Source organism: Streptomyces sp. Sge12 (assembly GCF_002080455.1).
Taxonomy (GTDB): domain Bacteria; phylum Actinomycetota; class Actinomycetes; order Streptomycetales; family Streptomycetaceae; genus Streptomyces.
This window is the reverse complement of record NZ_CP020555.1, coordinates 1,360,432-1,379,600: the sequence shown is the minus strand read 5'-3', so window position 1 is coordinate 1,379,600 and position 19,169 is coordinate 1,360,432. Positions and strand designations below refer to the sequence as shown.

The 19,169-nt window shown below is 72.0% G+C and carries 16 protein-coding genes; 12 read left to right on the top strand and 4 right to left on the bottom strand.

Features of this window, described 5'->3' with window-relative positions; all coding sequences use genetic code 11:
• Positions 1–27: 27 nt before the first annotated feature.
• Positions 28–1,233 (bottom strand): cellulase family glycosylhydrolase, encoded by a 1,206-nt coding sequence (locus B6R96_RS06180; RefSeq protein WP_081521886.1) that lies wholly within the window; start codon positions 1,231–1,233, stop codon positions 28–30.
• Positions 1,234–1,413: 180 nt separating this feature from the next.
• Here B6R96_RS06180 and B6R96_RS06175 point away from each other — a divergent pair, with 180 nt between their 5' ends.
• Positions 1,414–2,922, top strand: a complete 1,509-nt coding sequence (locus B6R96_RS06175) for a DUF4246 domain-containing protein (RefSeq protein ID WP_081521885.1) — start codon at positions 1,414–1,416, stop codon at positions 2,920–2,922.
• Between the two features lie 19 nt (positions 2,923–2,941).
• On the opposite strand, the gene B6R96_RS06170 is transcribed toward B6R96_RS06175, so the two are convergent.
• The 3 genes from B6R96_RS06170 to B6R96_RS06160 form a co-directional block, all read right to left on the bottom strand.
• The gene (locus B6R96_RS06170; RefSeq protein ID WP_237291349.1) at positions 2,942–3,826 is read right to left on the bottom strand and encodes a DUF4436 family protein; all 885 of its coding nucleotides are present in this window, start codon (positions 3,824–3,826) and stop codon (positions 2,942–2,944) included.
• 37 nt (positions 3,827–3,863) lie between these two features.
• Positions 3,864–5,021 carry an agmatine deiminase family protein gene (locus B6R96_RS06165; protein ID WP_081521884.1) on the bottom strand — a complete coding sequence of 386 codons (1,158 nt, stop codon included), beginning with the start codon at positions 5,019–5,021 and terminating at the stop codon, positions 3,864–3,866.
• A gap of 182 nt (positions 5,022–5,203) precedes the next feature.
• Positions 5,204–5,809, bottom strand: coding sequence for a TetR/AcrR family transcriptional regulator (locus B6R96_RS06160; protein WP_237291348.1), 606 nt, complete (start codon positions 5,807–5,809; stop codon positions 5,204–5,206).
• A 115-nt stretch (positions 5,810–5,924) separates the two neighbouring features.
• On the opposite strand from B6R96_RS06160, the gene B6R96_RS37960 reads away from it, so the two are divergent.
• The 11 genes from B6R96_RS37960 to B6R96_RS06105 all read left to right on the top strand — a co-directional run bounded on the left by B6R96_RS37960 (position 5,925) and on the right by B6R96_RS06105 (position 19,162).
• Positions 5,925–7,601, top strand: coding sequence for a serine/threonine-protein kinase (locus B6R96_RS37960; RefSeq protein WP_237291347.1), 1,677 nt, complete (start codon positions 5,925–5,927; stop codon positions 7,599–7,601).
• A 115-nt stretch (positions 7,602–7,716) separates the two neighbouring features.
• Positions 7,717–8,886: an agmatine deiminase family protein gene (locus B6R96_RS06150; protein WP_081521882.1), complete on the top strand. Its 1,170-nt coding sequence runs from the start codon at positions 7,717–7,719 to the stop codon at positions 8,884–8,886.
• A gap of 122 nt (positions 8,887–9,008) precedes the next feature.
• Entirely contained in the window at positions 9,009–9,590 is a 582-nt protein-coding gene (locus B6R96_RS06145) for a TetR/AcrR family transcriptional regulator (protein WP_203351597.1), read from the top strand.
• Positions 9,591–10,171: 581 nt separating this feature from the next.
• Positions 10,172–10,882: an urease subunit gamma gene (gene ureA, locus B6R96_RS06140; protein WP_081521880.1), complete on the top strand. Its 711-nt coding sequence runs from the start codon at positions 10,172–10,174 to the stop codon at positions 10,880–10,882.
• A 47-nt stretch (positions 10,883–10,929) separates the two neighbouring features.
• The gene (locus tag B6R96_RS06135; RefSeq protein WP_081525002.1) at positions 10,930–12,615 is read left to right on the top strand and encodes an urease subunit alpha; all 1,686 of its coding nucleotides are present in this window, start codon (positions 10,930–10,932) and stop codon (positions 12,613–12,615) included.
• Between the two features lie 109 nt (positions 12,616–12,724).
• The gene (locus B6R96_RS06130) at positions 12,725–13,744 is read left to right on the top strand and encodes an agmatine deiminase family protein (RefSeq protein ID WP_081521879.1); all 1,020 of its coding nucleotides are present in this window, start codon (positions 12,725–12,727) and stop codon (positions 13,742–13,744) included.
• Between the two features lie 116 nt (positions 13,745–13,860).
• Positions 13,861–15,534 (top strand): ABC transporter substrate-binding protein, encoded by a 1,674-nt coding sequence (locus tag B6R96_RS06125; protein WP_081521878.1) that lies wholly within the window; start codon positions 13,861–13,863, stop codon positions 15,532–15,534.
• Positions 15,531–16,493 carry an ABC transporter permease gene (locus B6R96_RS06120; protein WP_081521877.1) on the top strand — a complete coding sequence of 321 codons (963 nt, stop codon included), beginning with the start codon at positions 15,531–15,533 and terminating at the stop codon, positions 16,491–16,493. Before B6R96_RS06125 ends, B6R96_RS06120 begins: the two co-directional genes overlap by 4 nt.
• Positions 16,490–17,344, top strand: coding sequence for an ABC transporter permease (locus tag B6R96_RS06115; RefSeq protein WP_053701674.1), 855 nt, complete (start codon positions 16,490–16,492; stop codon positions 17,342–17,344). The genes B6R96_RS06120 and B6R96_RS06115 overlap by 4 nt, the downstream gene beginning before the upstream one ends.
• Positions 17,341–18,348, top strand: coding sequence for an ABC transporter ATP-binding protein (locus tag B6R96_RS06110; protein WP_081521876.1), 1,008 nt, complete (start codon positions 17,341–17,343; stop codon positions 18,346–18,348). Before B6R96_RS06115 ends, B6R96_RS06110 begins: the two co-directional genes overlap by 4 nt.
• Positions 18,338–19,162 (top strand): ABC transporter ATP-binding protein, encoded by an 825-nt coding sequence (locus tag B6R96_RS06105; protein ID WP_081521875.1) that lies wholly within the window; start codon positions 18,338–18,340, stop codon positions 19,160–19,162. Before B6R96_RS06110 ends, B6R96_RS06105 begins: the two co-directional genes overlap by 11 nt.
• Positions 19,163–19,169 lie beyond the last annotated feature (7 nt).

The window sequence follows — 19,169 nt, the reverse complement described above, 5'->3', positions numbered from 1 at the left end:
GCGGCCGCCCCCCGGGGCGACACGCCCCTATTGGGGCTGCTTCTTCGCGTACTCCTCGATGGCCGCCCGGAGCGCGGCGAACGCGGGCTTCGCGGAACCGTCGTAGCGACGCAGCCCGTAGTACTTCGAATGGCTCTTGTCGTTGCCGGTGGCCGTGTCCTGATGGGCGAACCAGAAGGCGGCGGCCACGTACTTCTCCTTCGCGGCGGTGGGCACGGTGTCGGTGGCGATCCGCGCCTGGAACTCCTCGCTGACGTGCGTGATGTTCTCCGTCCGGGACTTCTCGTCGGCGGCGGGGTTGCCCGGACCGTTGGTCGGCGCGCCCGTCTCCGTCAGCCACACGGGCATGCCGGGTGTTCCGTGCCGCTCGGCGATGCCGACCAGGTTCTCCCCGGCGCTGCTGATCTCCGTGAACACCTTGCCGTCGTGCGGGAGCTGGGGCCAGGCGTAGGGGTGGTAGCTGAGCGCGTCCACCACCTTGTTGCCGCCGAGCCGGGAGACCTGTTCCAGGAAGTCCAAGTGGGAGACGTACTTGATGGATGGCCAGGTGCCGACGGCGGCCAGACCGCCCATCAGCACGTACGCCGCCGGGTCGGCCTCGCGCAGGGAGGCTGCGGTGGACTTGAGCAGGGTGGTGTACGCCTTGGCGTCGGGCTCCGGGTACCAGAACTGGGGGAGGTTGGGCTCGTTCCAGACCTCCCACGTGTGCACGCCCTGGGGTGCGTAGCGCAGGGCGGCGAGCTTCGCGAACGCGGCGAACTTCTTGGGGTCGGCCGGCGGACACGTGGGACGGTGCCCGGTACAGGACTCGGCCCGCGCCCATGCGGGGGTGTAGGCGACGGTGGCGAGGACGTCGAGGTTGCGTTCGCGGGCCGCCTTCACGATCCGGTCGAAGCGCTGCCACTGGTAGGTGCGCGGGCTGTCGGGCTGGATGTTGTTCCAGGACAGGTCCACCCGGATCCAGGTGGTGCCCAGGCCGACCGCGTCGTTGAGGGCGGCGGCCAGGCCGTCGTCGGACTTCCAGGTCAGCGTGTCACCGTAGGAGAGACCGAGTCGCAGGTCGTGCTTCTTCGGCGGCTCGGGCGGCCGCTGGGACGCGGCGGCGGAACGCCCGCCCGCGTCGGACGCCGGGCCCGTCGAGGAAGCCGCCGCCACAACCGTCGCGGTGGTTGCCAGGACGAAGGAGACGAAGGCGACGACGAGCCGCTGCCGCGTACTTGAATGCCCCACCATGGGGTCAGCCTAAGCCAAGTGTGCGACTGCTCCTTCCCCGTCCCGGTCCGGGTCCGTGCCCTGCCCGCACGTGTGCGCACGCCCGGCCGCGGCACCCGGCCCCGGCGGATCACGGCGGCGGTGTCAGTGTGCGGGGCTATTCTTCCGGCCACAGACCACCGACTGTAAGGACCATGCGAATTGACCGGCATGTCTGCTTTTCCGCTGCCCTTCCAGGCCTCCCGTTCCCTGTCGTTCGCGACCCCCCGCACCCTGCGGGAACTCGAGGTCATGCAGTGCAGCGCGCACCTTCGGGCGAAGCCGGGCTGGTTCGACAAGATGAACGATGCCGACATCGTCGCCAGGTGGACGAGGGAGGCGATCGACCAGGGCCTCACCGAGGCGCAGGTCCGGTACGTGCTCGCCGAACTCGAGCACTACGCCGCGCTGCGCGACGGGGGAACGGGCATCGAGGTGTCCGCCGTCGACGGTGTGTGGCAGTCGGACACGCTGGTCGACGACAAGCTCACCTCCCGGCTGCGTGAGGCGGTCCGGGTCCTGGAGGAGGTTCCCGAAGAGGAGAGGGACTGGCATCCCGGATCCGGCGGCCAGGTACTGGATCTGGTTCATCCCTCGCTGTTCTGCCTGGTGAGGGATGTGAGCGGCGCACCCGACGGGGCTTGGCGCAATCCCACGGACCGCTGGTCGAAGTACGAGTTCTCGGAGAAGTTCCAGTGGCTGCCCACGGACGTCGACGTGGCCGACGACGGCGGTGCCACCTTCCGTTCGTACGTCAACAACGTCCACCCCGAGACCCACCACGAGCTCGCCGCGGTCCTGCCGGACCTGTTCGCACGCATGCTGCCGCTGCTGGAGAGGGTGCTCACCGATCTGCGCCATCCGCGGCCGCTGCGGATCGAGCCCGATCCCTACGGGTGGTACGACTCGGAACCGCAGCGCCCGGACAAGTCCGCCTTCGATGATGCCGCGCTCTACGCGGAGGCCCTGCGTGCGTGGGAGGCGGCCCAGGACGACTGGTGGGAGAACCGGCGCCCGGTCGTCCCGGACGCCCCGGCCTTCACCCCGCCCGCTCTGCCCGAGCAGTCCGCCCGGGTCGACCTGCGCGGCCGCCGCCTCCAGGTCATCGTCAAGCTGGCCACCATTCATCTCACGCCGGACCGGCCCGAGTACGCGGGCGGCTCCTGGCACGTCGAGGGGATGCTGAACGAGCGGATCGTCTCGACCGGTATCTACTACTGGGACAGCGAGAACATCACCGAGAGCCGGCTGGCCTTCCGGGCGGCGCTCGACGACCCGCACTACGAGCAGAACGACGACAACGGCCTGCGGGACGTCTACGGCCTGGAGGACGAGGATGCACTGAACCAGAGGCTCGGATCGGCGGCGACGCCGGCGGGCCGGTGCCTGGCGTTCCCGAACATCCTCCAGCACCGTGTCGGCTCGTTCCGCCTGGCGGACCCCACCCGCCCGGGACACCGCAAGATCCTCGCCTTCTTCCTGGTCGACCCGTCGGAAAGCATCGTCTCGACCTCCGACGTGCCGCCGCAGCAACCGTGGTCCGACACCTCGACCATGACGCTCGAGGAAGCCAAGGAGCACCGCGAACAGCTCATGCGGGAACGCAAGTTCTTCGTCGACGAGCACAATGAGCAGCTCTACGAACGGGAGTTCTCCCTCTGCGAGCACTGATGCCGCTGTCCGCGCAGGCTCAGGGAGCGCCGTCCGCCGGTGGGGTGGTGCGGGGTTCTGCGCGGATGCCGGCGATGACCACCGTGATGAGGCAGAAGGCGATGACCGTCTCGGCCCAGAGGAAGGCGATGTAGTCCAGCAGGCAGCCGATCGGCGGGGCGCCCGGGGCCGTGTTGCGGAAGGCGGCCAGGGCGAAGAGGGTCGCCGCCATCCAGCCGAGGGCGGGCCAGGTGAGCCCCTTGCGCCGGGTGACCAGGTACCAGCCGCCGATCAGGACCGAGACGGCGAGCGCCCACATCGCGAGCATCATGAAGATCGCGAAGAGGAACACGCTGTTGGACCGGGCCAGTTCGATGTCGAGGACTGCGATGCCCTGCGTCGTCGTGGCGTCGACCGTCGCCGAGAAGAGGACGTCGTTGTTGGAGAGCGTGACGCGGACCGGGACCTTCTCGCCGCCGAGCACCGCGCCGAACTCGACGTCCGCCCCGTACGCGTCGAACGGGTAGTCCGTGATCGAGCCGCCCGTCAGGGCGACGGGCACGTCCAGCGTGGAGATGCGCTGGTGGGCCTTGAAGGTGAGGTCGCCGCGGGTCGCCGTCGAGGTCTGGACGGTGAGGTCCTCGGCGGGGGAGACGCCGCCGGCCTCGGCGAGGGTGCCGCGGGGGGTGACCAGGACGCGCAGGGTCATCTCGCGGCCGGCGGCGTCGACCCGCTGGATCGTGGCGTTGATGTCGATGCGGTCCCGGTCGGTGCGGCCCGCCGTGTACACCGTGTCCAGGGCCTGGCGTTCCCCGAACTGCAGCCACGCCCCCACGGTGACCGCCGCCACGATGGCGATCAGGAGCAGGCCCGGCAGCAGTGGGACGCGGCGTGCGGGGTGTGCGGGGCGGTGCGGGTTCGGCACGGTGGCTCCGGTGGTGCGGGGGCTGGGCGGGGGCGGATCAGGCGGCGGGCTTGCCGGGCTGGTCGTGGGTGGAGCAGTGGATGCCGCCGCCGCCCGAGGCGATGGTGTCGATCTTCACCATGACGACGTCCCGCCGGGGGAAGTGCTCCCGCAGGATCCCGCGGGCGCGGTCGTCCGCCTTGCGGTCCCCGAACTGCGGCATGAAGACGGAGTCGTTGGCCACGTAGAAGTTGGCGTACGTGGAGACGAAGTCGTCGCCCTCGCCCGTGATCCGGTTCAGGTCGGGCTGCGGCAGGTCGATGACCTCGAAGCGGCGGCCGCGCGCGTCCGTCGCCTTCGACAGGACCGACTTGGCCTGGTCGGCGGAGCGCGACCAGGAGTCCGGCGGGGTGCCGGGGTGGGCGCGGTCCAGCAGCACCACGCCGGGGGCGGTGAAGCGTACGAGGCTGTCGACGTGCGCGTCGGTGATGTCCTCCCCGCGTACGCCGGCCAGCCAGATGACCTTCTGGACGCCGAGGGTCTGCTTGAGCTCGGCCTCGATGGTGTCCCGGGACTTCCCCCGGTTGCGGTTGTCGTTGACGATCGAGCTCTCGGTGACCATCAGGGTGCCCTCGCCGTCGGTCTCGAACGAACCGCCCTCGGCGACGAGCGGGGCCTGGGTCCGGGGGATCCCGTACTTCTGCAGCAGCAGGCGTCCGACCTGGGCGTCGTTCGTGTGCTCCTGCTTGTTGCCCCAGCCGTTGAAGTTGAAGTCGACCCCGATGACCTTGCTGCCCTCCTCGACGAACACGGGGACGGTGTCGCGGGCCCACAGGTCGTCGACGGCCAGCGGGACGACCTCGACCTCGGAGCCGCAGGCCCGCTGGGCCGCCGCCACCTGGTCGGGGCGGGCCATCATCACGACCGCCTCGTACTCGCCGACGGCCCGGGCGATCCGGGCGATGTCCTCGCGTACGTAGGGCAGGTCCTGCTCCCAGACCGAGGCGAGGGCCGGCCACGACATGAAGGTGCGGGTGTGGCTCTCCCACTCGGCGCCGAAGCGGCGCTTTCCGTCGGCGGCGGGCTGCGCGGAGCCGTCGGCGCCGGGCTGCGCGCCCGATTCGGCGGGACCGCAGGCCGCGGCGCCGAACACGGCGGCGCCGATACCGGCGAGGGTGCGCAGGACGGTCCGGCGGGTGGGGGGTGTGAACGACACGGGGGACTCCGATCGTGTGCTGGCGGAGCGAGGGGCGTCCGGCCAGGACGGGCACGGGAGGCGTGGCACGGGCCGGCGGGCCGGGCCCTACCCAAAGGGTGCACGCTTTGCACCGAGAAAGGCTGGTACGCACGGGAAAGTGATGCGGCCAGATGTCGTCCACTGTTGCACTGACTGGAAATTCAGTCAATTTGCGCATCGAGGGAACCTAGTCGGCCGATCTCGACTCCGATCGCCCCGCGCATGAGGTCGCGGGCGTGCCCCACCGGCAGCAGGCCGCTCAGCCAGCGGCTGCTCAGCCCCTCCAGGAGGGCGGTCAGCCGCTCGGCGGCGGAGCCGACGGCGGCGGGCGCCGCCGCCGGGCACACGGCGGCCAGCAGTCCGGCCACCTCCTCCACCCAGGCCGCTCCGGCGGCGGAGAGCTCGTCGCGCAGTTCCGGGTCGAAGATCGTGTGGGCCCGCAGCTCTCCCCAGGCCGTGCTGTTCTCGCGCACCTCGGGCAGGTCCTGGAACTCCAGCAGCAGGATCCGTTCCAGGAGCTGCCGCGGGTCGGTGCCGGCGGGCGGGACCCCCGCCCCGTCGGCGGCGCCGGTGTAGCGGTCGGCCCGGTCGGTGATGAAGGCCAGCGCCTGCCGCAGGATGCCGGTGCGGTCCTTGAAGTGGTAGTAGATCAGGGCGGTCGACACGCCGGCCTCGGCCGCCAGCTCGCCCACCCGCAGCCCGCGGACCCCGCGTCGCGCGATGACCCGGGCGGCGCCCTCCAAGATGGCCCGTCTGCGATCCGACACTGGGTGATCCTCCCTTCCGGCGATGTGCGTCTCGCATTGTCCCACATTGACTGAAACTTTAGTTAGCGGCACGATGCGGCCCAGGTCATTGCCGCATCGTTGAAAGAGCCACCGCATGTTCGCTCAGCCTCCCGGCGTACAGCCCGGCCTCACGGCCCTGTCCGCCGAAGACCCCCACGAGATCGGTGGCTACCGCCTCCACGCCCGGCTCGGCTCCGGCGGAATGGGGGTGGTCTACCTGGCGTACACGCCGGGCGGCCGGCCCATCGCGCTCAAGGCCGTCCGGCGGGAGTTCGCGGCGGACCCCGAGTTCCGCGAGCGTTTCGCCCAGGAGGTCGCGAGCGCCCGCCGTATCCACGGCCTCTTCACCGCGCAGGTGGTCGACTCGGGCGAGGACGAGCGGACCCCGTGGCTCGCCACCGCCTACGTACCCGGCCCCTCGCTGCACCAGGTCGTCCAGCGGCACGGACCGCTGCCGGTGCGTACGGTGCTGCTGCTCGTCGCGGGCATCGCCGAGGCCCTCCAGGAGATCCACCGGGTGGGCGTCGTCCACCGGGACCTCAAGCCCGCCAACGTGCTGATCGCGGGGGACGGGCCGCGCGTGATCGACTTCGGCATCGCGCGCGCGGCCGACGCCGCCGCCCTCACCGGTGCGGGCCTGCGCATCGGTACCGCCGCGTTCATGGCGCCGGAGCAGGCGCTGGGCCGTCCGGTGACGTCCGCGACCGACGTCTTCGCGCTCGGGGCGCTCGCCGGGTTCGTCGCGGGCGGGGTCCCGCCGTTCGGGAACGGGCCGGAGTCCGGCGCCCTGTACCGGGTGGTCCACGAGCACCCGGACCTCGGCCGGATCCCCCGTGAACTGCACGAACTGCTGTCGTGGTGCCTGGCCAAGCCTCCGGAGGACCGCCCCACGACCGCCGACCTGATCGCCGCGGTCCGGGCCCACCCCCTGGTGGGCCCGCGGCCGCAGTTCACCGAGGGCTGGCTGCCCGGGCCGGTGCTGGAGGAGGTCGGGGTACGGAGGCAGGCGCCGGGCGGGCCGGCCGGGCCGGGCGGGTCGGCACTGTCCGTCCCGCCTGCGCCGTCTGCCCCTGCCGCCCGTCCCGTACCGGAGCACCTGCAGCCGACCATGGCCGCGGATCCCGCCGCCTACCCGGCACCCGCACCCGCACCCGCCCCGGGTCCGGGGCCGCGCGGGACCATGCCCTACGCCCCGGCCCCGCACCCCCCGGCCCTGCCCCCGGCCGGGCCCGTGCGTCGTGACCGGCGGCGCGGCCGGAGCCGGCTGCCCGTCCTCGCCCTGGCCGCCGCGGCCCTGCTGGCCTGCGCCGGCGGCGCCTACTGGTTCGGCTTCCCGCCCGAGGAGCCGGACCCCGCCGGGGACCCCGCCACCGGCGCGCCCCGTACGCCCGCGGCCTCCGCGTACGTCCCCGGATACGTACAGACCGCGCTCACCGCCCCCGATTCCGGCTACGAGTTCGATCTCCGTGCCGGGAAGGTGGTCCCCGCCGAGAGCGCCGCCTGGTACCTCGCCCGCACCTCCGACGCGTTCCTGCCGTCCGAGGAGTCCGACGCCTTCGTCGCCGACGGAAGCGGAGAGCTGACCCCGGACGACTGCGCGCGGGGGATCGAGACCCGGCCGGTCACGACCCTGCCCTTCAAGGCGCTCGCTGACGAGCGCCCCTTCTGCGTACGAAGCCCTGACCAGCGGGAAGTCGCGATCGTACGGCTCGTCGAAGCGACCTCCGCCGGGTCCGTCACCATCGCCGTCGATCACTTCCGCACGCGCTGACCGGAGCAAGCGGAACCGGTCCGGGGCGGCAGGGCGACCTGCCGCAAAGGTTGACTGAATTTTCAGTTAAAGGGAAGATGCCGTGCATCCCGCCCCTCCTCATCAGGGAGTCACCATGGATGTCCACCCCCGCACCTCGCGCCGCCGCGTGCTCCAGTTCGGCGCGGCCGCCCTGCCGCTCGCGGCCCTCGGCTCCACCGCCCTCCCGGCGTCCCTGGCGCGCACGGCCTCGGCCGCGGAGACCGGCACGCTCCGCATGCCGGCCGAGACCGACCGGCACGTCCGCACGTACATGGCCTGGCCGGCCCTCTCCTCCGTGTGGGAGACCGGCCTCGGCGCGGTACGCCGGGACATCGCCGAGGTGGCGCACGCGATTTCCCGCTACGAGCCCGTCGTGGTGCTGGCCCGCCCCGGCCAGGTCGCCGAGGCCCGCTACCAGTGCGGACAGGGCGCCTACTACGGCATCCAGGTCATCGACATTCCCAACGACGACCTCTGGATCCGGGACTTCGGCCCCACCTTCGTCGTCGCCCCCGGTGCCATCGCCGGTGTGGACACCAACTTCAACGGCTGGGGCAAGGCCGGGACGGCGTACGCCCAGCCCTTCGCCCATGACGCGGCGGCGGCCCGCACGCTGCTCGCCGAGTACGAGGTGAACCGGATCCGGGCCGGTTTCGTCGGCGAGGGCGGCTCCCTGGAGACCGACGGCGAGGGAACCCTGCTGGCCACGGTCAGCTCGATGGTCAATGCCAACCGGAACCCGGGCATGAGCCAGGACCGGGTCGAGCAGGCCATGAAGGCGGCGCTCGGCATCGACAAGGTGATCTGGGTACCGGGCCTCGCCGGCCAGGACATCACCGACTGCCACATCGACTGCCTGGCCCGGTTCATCTCCCCGGGCCGGGTCATCCTCGACAAGCCCGGCCCCGGCGCCGACAAGAAGTGGGTGGCGGTCTACGAGGAGACCAAGCGGGCCCTGCAGAGCGCCACCGACGCCCACGGCCGGCGCCTGGCCATCACCGAACTGCCCGGACCGGACCGGCGCGAGATCCGCGGCCGGGGCGAGGAGTTCCTGTCCAGCTACACCAACTACTACACGGCCAACGGAGCGGTGATCGCCCCGCAGTTCGGCGACGGACCCGCCGACGGCGTCGCCCGCGCCATCCTCCAGGCCGCCTACCCGGGGCACCGGGTCGAGCAGCTCGCCATCGACGGCATCGCCTCCGGCGGCGGCGGAATCCACTGCGCCACCCAGTCGCACCCGGCCGTGCCGCCGGCCGTCTGATGGCCGGGTCGTCCCGGCCGGCGCGGACGGCCCGGCCCGCCGGGGCGGCCCGCGCACCGTCCGGCACTCCTGGTGACGGGCCGCGTACGTGCGCACCCGATCACCCCGGTAGGGTGCGGAGCATGGCGTCTCGTAGTACTCAGATCCTCGAAGCGGCCGCCCGGGTGATCGCCCGGCGCGGTGTACGCGGGCTGCGCGTGGAGGAACTCGCGGCCGAGGCCGGCGTCTCCACGGCCCTGATCTACTACCACTTCAAGGACCGTACGGGCGTCCTGCGCCATACGCTCGAGTTCATCAACGACCGCGCCGAGCGCTACACCACCGAACGGGACCCGGACGAACCGCCGCTCACCCCGCGCGAGGAGCTGGAGGAGACCCTCCTCCTGGAACTCCAGGACACCGTGGACGTACGGGAGAACAGCTCGGCCTGGGGCGAACTGCGGGCGAGCGCCGTCTTCGACGAGGTGCTGCGCGAGGACCTGGCGCGGGCGACCCTGGTGTGGGTCCAGGAGGTGGCCGCGCTGCTGGGCCAGGTCCGGCCGATGGTGCCGGCCTCCGCGCTCGCCGCGGCCGCCGAGCGGCTCACCGCCCTCCTGGAGGGCCTGAGCATGCGCTGGCTGAGCGGCGGTATCAAGATCGACCACGCCCGTGAGCTGATGCGGGGCGCCATCGACGCCGAACTGGCGGGCCTCGCGCAGAACTGACGCCGCCGGACCGGGCTCGTTCCGCCCCCCGCGGCCGGGGCGACGCCCGCCGGATCGCCGTGTTTTCTGCGCTGGAGCCGGGTCGTCCCTTTCGCCCCGCGCCCGCACAGGGGCCGTTCCGCGCCCCCCGGCTCCGCGCCGCGCCGCCCGGCTCCGTGCCGCCCCCGACTCGGCCCCGTACGGGCTCCGCGCGGCTTCTCCCCGTCTCCTGGGCGCCACCTGCCGGTCCCGCGTTCGACTCCTTCGCATCCTTGCGGACCGGGTCCGTTCAGCCTCTTGACTGAATTTTCAGTCAATGTCAGAGTGAGGATTCCGAGCAGGGCGGGCCGAACCCCCCGCCCCTTCGGACCGCCGGCCGGCCCGTGCCACCTCACGGGCCCGTGCCCGGCCCGCACTCCTCGACGCACCCCTTGAGGCGTCCCCCGGCGCGCCATCGGCCTTCGGCCGCCGCCTCGCGCACCACACCATCCGGACGGGCGACGCCCCGGCCCCGGCCGTACCCTCGCCCGCCTTCCGGAGGAAGGAATGATCATGATGGTTTCGACCGGCCCGAAGGCCGGGCGGGACGGCCGGGGGACCTCATGCCCCTGACCCCCACCGAACGCGACCGGCTGCTGCTCTTCACCGCAGCCGAACTGGCACGCGCCCGGCACGCCCGCGGCCTGCGGCTCAACGTGCCGGAGGCGACGGCGCTGATCGCGGACACGGTCTGCGAGGCGGCGCGCGACGGACTGCGCCTGGCCGAGGCCCTGGAGCGGGGGCGTGGCGTCCTCGGTCCGGACGACGTGCTCCCCGGAGTCGTCGACATCGTCACCGAGATCCAGGTCGAGGCCGTCTTCGAGGACGGCACCCGGCTGGCCGCCATCAGCGAGCCCTTCGGCGCCCTGGAGCGCGACGACTCCGCCCCGGGCGCCGTGCTGCCCGCTTCGGACACCGTCGCGGCGCCGGAGCCGGTCGTCGTCCTCACCGTCACCAACACCGCTGCCGTGCCGGTGAGCGTGACCTCGCACTTCCACTTCTTCGAGGCGAACCCGCGGCTCGCCTTCGACCGGGCCGCGGCCTACGGGATGCGCCTGGCCGTGGCCGCCGGTTCGTCCACCCGCTTCGACTCCGGCGCCACCGTCGAGGTCGGCCTGGTCCCCGTGGGCGGCGACCGGATCGCGGTCGGTTTCGCCGGGTTGGTGGACGGGCCCCTGGACGCGCCGGGGGCCAAGGCCCTCGCGCTGAAAAGGGCGGCGGCCTGCGGATATCTCGGTGCGGCCGCCGACCGGAAGGCCGGTGAGCGGGCGTGAGCAAGAAGATCCCGCACAGCGACCACTGTGCGCCGGGGAGCCGGCACATCGATCCGCACGAGTACGCGTCCGTGTTCGGCCCGCGGGCGGGGGACCGGGTGCGGCTGGGTGACTCCGGGCTGACCGTGCGCGTCGAGCACGACGCGCAGAAGCCGGGTGATGAGTTCCTGGCGGGTTTCGGGAAGACGGCGCGTGACGGGCTGCATCTGAAGGCCGCCGCGGTGCGTGAGACCTGTGATGTGGTGATCAGCAATGTCCTGGTCATCGACGCCGTCCTCGGCATTCGCAAGGTGTCGATCGGTATCCGTGAGGGCCGGATCCATGCGATCGGGCGGGCCGGGAACCCGGACACCCTCGACGGCGTCGACGTGGTCGTCGGCACCGGCACGACCATCGTCTCCGGTGAAGGGCTGATCGCGACGGCCGGAGCGGTGGACACGCATGTCCACCTGCTCTCCCCGCGGATCATGGAAGCTTCGCTCGCGAGCGGTGTCACGACGATCATCGGCCAGGAGATCGGTCCGAGCTGGGGCGTGGGCGTCAATTCGCCCTGGGCCCTCAAGCACGGTTTTAACGCCTTCGATGCCTGGCCGGTCAACATCGGGTTCCTGGCCCGCGGTTCCTCGTCGGACGATGCCCCTCTGGTCGAGGCGCTCGCCGAGGGCGGGGCCTGCGGCTTCAAGGTCCACGAGGACCTCGGGGCCCATACCCGGGCGCTGGATACGGCGCTGCGGGTGGCGGAGGAGTACGACGTGCAGGTCGCCCTGCACAGCGACGGCCTCAATGAGTGCCTGTCCGTGGAGGACACCCTGCGGGTGCTGGACGGGCGGACGATCCATGCCTTCCACATCGAGGGCTGTGGTGGCGGGCACGTGCCGAACGTGCTGAAGATGGCGGGCGTTGCGAACGTCATCGGCTCCTCCACCAATCCGACGCTGCCGTTCGGGCGGGACGCGGTCGCCGAGCACTACGGCATGATCGTCTCGGTCCACGACCTGAAGCCCGACCTCCCGGGCGACGCCGCGATGGCCCGCGACCGGATCCGTGCCGGGACGATGGGCGCCGAGGACGTCCTGCACGACCTGGGCGCGATCGGCATCACCTCCTCCGACGCCCAGGGCATGGGCCGGGCCGGTGAGACGATCCGCCGCACCTTCGCGATGGCCGCCAAGATGAAGGGCGAGCTGGGCCCGATGGCCGGCGACGGCGAGGGCGACGACAACGCCCGGGTCCTGCGCTACATCGCCAAGCTGACCATCAACCCGGCCATCGCCCACGGCCTCGCCCACGAGATCGGCTCCATCGAGGTCGGCAAACTCGCCGACATCGTCCTGTGGCGCCCCCCGTTCTTCGGCGCCAAACCCCAGCTCGTCCTGAAGTCCGGATTCCCGGCGTACGGCGTCACCGGCGACCCCAACGCCGCCACCGATTGCTGCGAACCGCTGGTTCTCGGCCCCCTGTTCGGCGCCCACGGCGCCGCCCCGGCCGATCTCTCGGTCGCCTTCGTCAGCCGTGCCGCCGCCGAGTCGGGCTCCTCCGGTGTCATGACCACCCGGCGCCGCAGGGTCGCCGTACACGGCACGCGCGGCATCGGGCCGAAGGACATGATCGGCAACGCCCGCCTCGGTGCCGTCGACGTGAACCCCCGGACCGGTCTGGTCACCCTCGACGGCGAGCCTCTGCGCTCCGAGCCGGCCCAGCAGGTCTCCCTGAACCGCCTCTACTTCCTCTAGCCGCCGCCTCGACGCCCCCACCGCTCGACCTCCTCTCCCCGCATCCTCGCTCTTGACTGAAATTTCAGTCGAGTGGAAGACTCCACCCACGCAAGAAATGAGACACCTGATGACCGAATTCCGTATGCCCGCCGAGTGGTCCCGGCACGACGGCTGCCTGATGGCCTGGCCCACCCGCGAGGAACTGTGGGGCAGCGTGCTCGCCGAGGTGAAGGAGGAGTACGCGAACGTCGCCCGCGCCATCGCCGCGTTCGAGCCCGTGACGATGGTCGCCCCGCCCGGCTTCGTCGAGGACGCCCGCGCGCTGTGCGGCGACGGGGACGGCGTCACCGTCATCGAGCTGCCGCTCGACGACTCCTGGTTCCGCGACTCCGCCCCGCTCTTCGTGCTCGACGGCGACGGCAACCGCGCCGGCGTCGACTTCCGGTTCAACGCCTGGGGCCGCAAGCACCACCCGTTCGACTCCGACGACCGGATCAGCGGTCTGCTGCTGGAGCACCTCGGGGTCGACCGCATCCCCTCCGGAATGATCCTGGAGGGCGGAGCGATCACCGTCGACGGCGAGGGCACGCTGATCACCACCGAGCAGTGCCTCCTGCACCCCAACCGCAACCCCGGCATGAACCGCGACCAGATCGAGGCCGAGCTGAAGTCCCGGCTCGGGGTCACCAAGGTGGTGTGGCTCCCGTACGGCGGCCTGCTCGACACCGAGACCGACGGCCACGTCGACGGCGTCTGCGCCTTCGCCGCCCCCGGCACGGTCGTCATCTCGCTGCCCTCCGACCCGGACCACCCCGACTACGCCCGCATGCGCGCCAACCGTGCGGTGCTGGAGGCCACCACCGACGCCCGCGGCCGCCGCCTGGAGATCATCGAGGTGCCGCAGACGGCCTTCGCCGACGTCGCCGACGGCGAGATCGAGGTGTCCTACCTCAACTACTACGTCGCCAACGGCGGCGTGGTCGTCCCGGTGGCCGGAGTGCCGCAGGACGAGGAGGCCCTCGCCGTGATCGCCACGGCCTACCCGGGCCGCAAGGTCGTCGGGGTCCGTGCGCTCGCCATCGCCTTCGGCGGCGGCGGCGTCCACTGCATCACCCAGCAGGTCCCCACCGTGCGGACCACCGGCTGACCGGCTGACCGGCTGACCGGACCGCCCGACCCGGGAAACCGGCCGCTCCCGGCGGACCGCTCAGGCGGTCCGCCCGCTCCTCCCCCCGCAACCCTCACGGAATAGAGAGCGCGACGATGACCACCTCCCTGCCCCGCACCGGCAGACGCCCGGGCGGCCGGCGCGGCCGGCTCGGCTCCGTTGCCGCGGCCGCGACCGCCACCCTGACGTCCGTCTCCCTGCTCGCGGCCTGCTCCGGGCCCCCGAAGAACGAGAACGGCGGTGTCACCGACCTCAAGCTGTCGGCCACCACCCCCGAGGCCCGCGGCGAGATCGACTCCTTCACCTGGGCCGTGTACGCCGAACCGCCCACGCTCGACTACACGATGGCCTTCGACTACCCGCAGAACACCGTCCTGTCCAACGTGTGCGAGAGCCTGATGCGCTGGACGCCGGGCCTCACCACGGAGCCCGGCCTCGCCCAGAAGGCGTCCAACCCGGACCCCACCACCTGGGTCTACGACCTGCGTCCCGGCGTGCGCTTCCACGACGGCAAGGAGATGACCGCCGACGACGTGGTCTTCAGCCTCGGCCGCCAGACGGACCCCGACAACGCCGCCGCCTGGGCCCAGGTGTTCCAGAACGTCGCCTCGATCACGAAGAGCGGGCCGCTCCAGGTCACCGTCAAGCTCAACAAGCCGGACTCGCAGTTTCCCCAGTACATGGCCACCGCCGCCGGAGTCGTCGCGTCCAAGGCCGCGGTCGAGGCCGCCGGCAAGGACTACGGCACCACGGGCGGCCTCGGCTGCAGCGGCCCCTTCAAGCTCGGCACGTGGAACAAGGGCCAGTCGATCGAACTGGAGCGCTTCGACACCTACTGGGGCACCAAGGCCAAGTCGAAGAAGGCCGTCTTCCGCGTCCTGACCGACCCCTCCGCCCGTACGAACGCCCTGCTCAGCGGCGAGGCCGACGGCGGCTACCTGATCCCCACCGAGAGCTACGCCCGCCTGCGGAGCAGCGGCGCCGGCACCCTCTACTTCGGCGAGGGCCTCAGTACGGTCAACGTCAACGTCACCAACATGCAGGGCCCGCTCGGTGACATCCGCGTCCGCCGGGCGCTGTCCCTGGCACTGGACCGCTCCGGGTTCGTCAAGGCCGGACTCGGCGGAGCGGGCACCGTCACCAACTCCCTCACCACCCGCGCCGCCTGGGCCGCCGCCCCCGAGAGCACCCTGAAAACAGCCTTCGACGGCCTGCCGCCCACCGGCCAGGACATCGACAAGGCCAAGGCGCTGGTCGCGGAGGCCGGCGCGACCGGCAAAACACTGACGGTGGCCACCAGTTCCATAGGCCAAGACGTGTCGCTCCTCGCCACCGCGGTCCAGTCGGCCGGCACCCGCATCGGCCTGGACATCCAGCTGAAGACGATCGCCCCGAACGCCTTCACCGCACTGTTCACCGATCCCCAGGCGCGCGAGGGCATCGACATGTTCCCGCTGACCTACTACGACTCGATCACCGACCCGCTCGACCTGCTGCAGAACTTCAAGACCGGCGCGTACATGAACTTCGCCGGCCACAGCGACCCCGAGTACGACAAGCTCGTCGACCGGGCCAGCGCCGTCTACCCGACCGAGCAGCGGATGGAGATCGAGGCGAAGCTCCAGCACCGGGCCTCGGAACAGCTCCTGTGGATCCCGGTCGCCGAATGGCCCACCGCGCTGTTCCTGAACAAGCGGATCACCGGGGCCCCCACCACCATCTCGTACATGTACTACCCGTGGGCCGCCGACGTGGGGGCCGCGCAGTGAGTTTCGTCCGATTCGCGCTGCGGCGGGTGGCGGAGATGGCCGCCACCCTCCTGACCGCCTCGTTCGTGGTCTTCGCGGCGATGTACCTGGCACCGGGCAACCCGGCGAGCTTCCTGCTCGCCGGCCGCTCGGCCTCCCCGGAGGCCCTCGCCGCGATCAACGCCCAGTACCACCTGGACGATCCCTTCCTCGTCCGGTACTTCCGGTGGCTCGGCGACATCCTCCAGGGCGACTTCGGGCGGTCGATCACCTACCGCACCGACGTCTCGCGCCTCTTGGCGGACCGGCTGCCCACCACCCTGACGCTCATCGTGATGTCGCTCCTCGTGGTCGTCGCCATCGGACTGTTCCTCGGCCGGGTCGCCGCCGTCCGCGGCGGGGCCACCGACTCCACCATCCTCGTCACCACGACCCTCGCCGTCGGCACCCCGTCCTTCGTCGCGGCGGTCCTGCTCCAAGGCCTCTTCGCCGTCAACCTCGGCTGGTTCCCCAGCAGCGGCACGGGGGACGGCGGCCTCGGGGAGCTGCTCCGGCACCTCACGCTCCCCTCGATCGCCCTCGCGCTCTACCTGATCGGCATGCTCGCCCGGGTCACCCGCTCCGCCATGCTCGAAGCCCTCGACAGCGAGCACGTCACCGTGGCCCGCAGCCGCGGCGTCCCCGAACGGCAGGTCATCCGGCGGCACGTCTTCCGCAACTCCCTCGGCACCGTCCTGACCACCGGCGGCCTGATCGTCTCCACGCTGCTGGTGTGCACCATCCTGGTCGAGACGGCCTTCAGCATCGGCGGCATCGGCCAGCTCCTCGAACTGTCCACCACCACCAAGGACTTCCCGACCGTCCAGGCCATCTCCCTGATCATCCTCGCCCTCTTCATGGTCGTGAACCTGGTCGTGGACCTCCTGCTGCCCCTGGTCGACCCCAGGGTCACCCTCGGAACGAGGAGCGCCGCCGTATGACCGCCGTCCTGACCCGCCGGCCCGGCCTCTCCCGGATCCGCGCCGCAGGCTCCCCGCTCCACCTGGTCTGCCTGGCCCTCGTCGCCGTCGTCGTGCTCGCGGCCCTGCTCGCACCCTGGCTCGTACCCCACGACCCCAACGCCGTCGACCTGGGCAACGCCCTCGCCGCGCCCTCCGCCGCCCACCCCTTCGGCGTGGACGCCGCCGGCCGTGACACCCTCTCCCGGCTGCTGCTCGGCGCCCGCACCTCACTGCTCGGACCGCTCGGGGTCGTCGCCTTCTCCACCGTCGCCGGCATCGCCGTCGGCACGGCCGCGGCCTGGCGGGGAGGCTGGATCGACTCCGTCCTCTCCCGCAGCACCGAGCTCGTCTTCGCCTTCCCCGGCATGCTGCTGGCCATCCTGATCATCTCGGTCTACGGAGAAGGACTGCTCGCCCCGGTCATCGCCCTCGCCGTGGCCTACCTGCCCTACGTCAGCCGCCTCACCCGCTCCCTGGTCCTGGCCGAACGATCCCGCCCGTACGTCAGCGCCTACCAGGTCCAGGGCCACTCGGCGCTGCAGATCTGCCTGCGCCACATCCTGCCCAACATCGCCCCCGTCGTCCTCGCCCAGTCCACCATCAACTTCGGCTACGCCCTGATGGACCTGGCCGGACTGTCCTTCCTCGGGCTCGGCGTACCCGCCCTCACCCCCGACTGGGGCCGCATGGTCTTCGACGGACAGACCGCCATCCAGCACGGCTACCCGCTGTCCGCGATCCTGCCCTGCGCCTTCATCGTGCTGACCGTGGTCGCCTTCAACGTGGTCGGCGAACGCTGGGCCGACCGTGTCGCCAGGAGAGACAGATGAACACCACGCCACCGACGCCACCGGCGCCCACCCTCGACATCCAGGGGCTGCGGATCACCCTGCCCGGTACCGCCCGGCCCGTCCTCGACGGAGTCGACCTCACCGTCGCCACCGGTGAGACCGTCGCCCTCGTCGGCGAGTCCGGTTCCGGCAAGAGCCTCACCTCGCGCAGCGCACTGCGCCTGCTGCCGCCCGGAGCCGTCGTCGAAGGAGCCGTACGGGTCGGCGGCGAGGACGTCCTCACCATGAACGCCGCGCAGCTGCGCGCCGTACGCGCCTCCGCCGTCGCCATGGTCTTCCAGGACCCGCGCGCCTCCGTCAACCCGCTGCGCCGCATCGGGGACTTCCTCACCGAGAGCGCCACGCTGACCAAGGCCATGAGCCGGGCGGCCGCGACCGCGCGCGCCACCGAACTCCTGGCGGCGGTGGGCCTGGACGCCGCCGTGCTGCGCAAGTACCCCGGCCAGGTCTCCGGCGGCATGCTCCAGCGCGTGGTGATCGCGGCGGCCCTCATGGGCGACCCCTCGCTCCTGCTGGCCGACGAGCCCACCACCGCACTGGACGTCACCTCCCAGGCCGAGGTCGTCGCGCTGCTGGCCGGACTGCGCGCCCGCTTCGGCACCGGCCTGCTGTTCGTCACGCACGACCTCGACCTGGCGGCGGCCATCAGCGACCGGGTCTACGTCATGTACGCGGGCCGGATCGCCGAGAGCGGGCCCGCCGAGACCCTCTTCGCGCGGCCCCGCCACCCGTACACGGCCGCCCTGCTGGCCTCCACCCCGCGGATGGACGGCCCCCGCGGCCGGCTCGCCGCCATCGAGGGCCAGCCGCCGGACCTGCGCCAGGAACTGCACGGCTGTGCCTTCGCCGCCCGCTGCCCGCTCGCCACGGAGGTCTGCGACCAGCACGTTCCGCTGCCGGTGGCCGCCCGGGACACGCCGGGGCACCTGGCCGCCTGCCACCACAGCGACCGGCTCGAAGGGAGCACCGTCGATGCCCGATAACGGACCCGGACCTCGCGAGACCGTCCTGGAGGTCACGGGGCTCCACCGCTCCTACGGAGCCGTGCGCGCCGTCGACGACGTGTCCTTCGTCCTTCCCGAGGGCGGCTCGCTGGGGATCGTGGGGGAGTCCGGCTCCGGCAAGACCACCACCGCGCGGATCGTCGTCGGCCTGGAACGCGCCGACGAGGGCGAGGTCCTCGTGGGCGGCCGGAACCGGACCGCGCGGGGCGCGGGCCGCCGGCGCGCCCGGCGGCTGGCCCGCGCCCGTGAGGTCCAGATGGTCTTCCAGGACCCCTACCTCTCCCTCGACCCGCGCACCGGCGTCGAGGCGGCCCTGCGGGAGACCCTGCGCCTGCACTTCCCGGGCCGCGACCACGCGAAGCGGATACGGGAGTTGCTCGACCAGGTGGGTCTGGGCACCCGGGCCGCCGACGCCCTGCCGCGCCAGCTGTCCGGCGGCCAGCGCCAGCGCGTCGCCATCGCCCGGGCCCTGGCGGTCGAGCCGTCCGTCCTCGTCCTGGACGAGGCGGTCGCCGCGCTCGACGTATCCGTACAGGCGCAGATCCTCAACCTGCTCGCGGACATCAGGGAGCAGACCGGCATCGCGTACCTGTTCATCACCCACGACCTGGGCGTCGTACGGTGCGTCACCGACGAGATCGTGGTGATGCGGCACGGCCGGATCGTCGAGGCGGGCGCCACGACCGAGGTGCTGGCCGCGCCCCGGCACCCGTACACGCGGCTCCTGCTGGAGTCGGTGCCGCGCCCCGGATGGGACCCCGAGGCGATCGCCGCCGCCCGCAGGGCGCTGTAACGGGGCC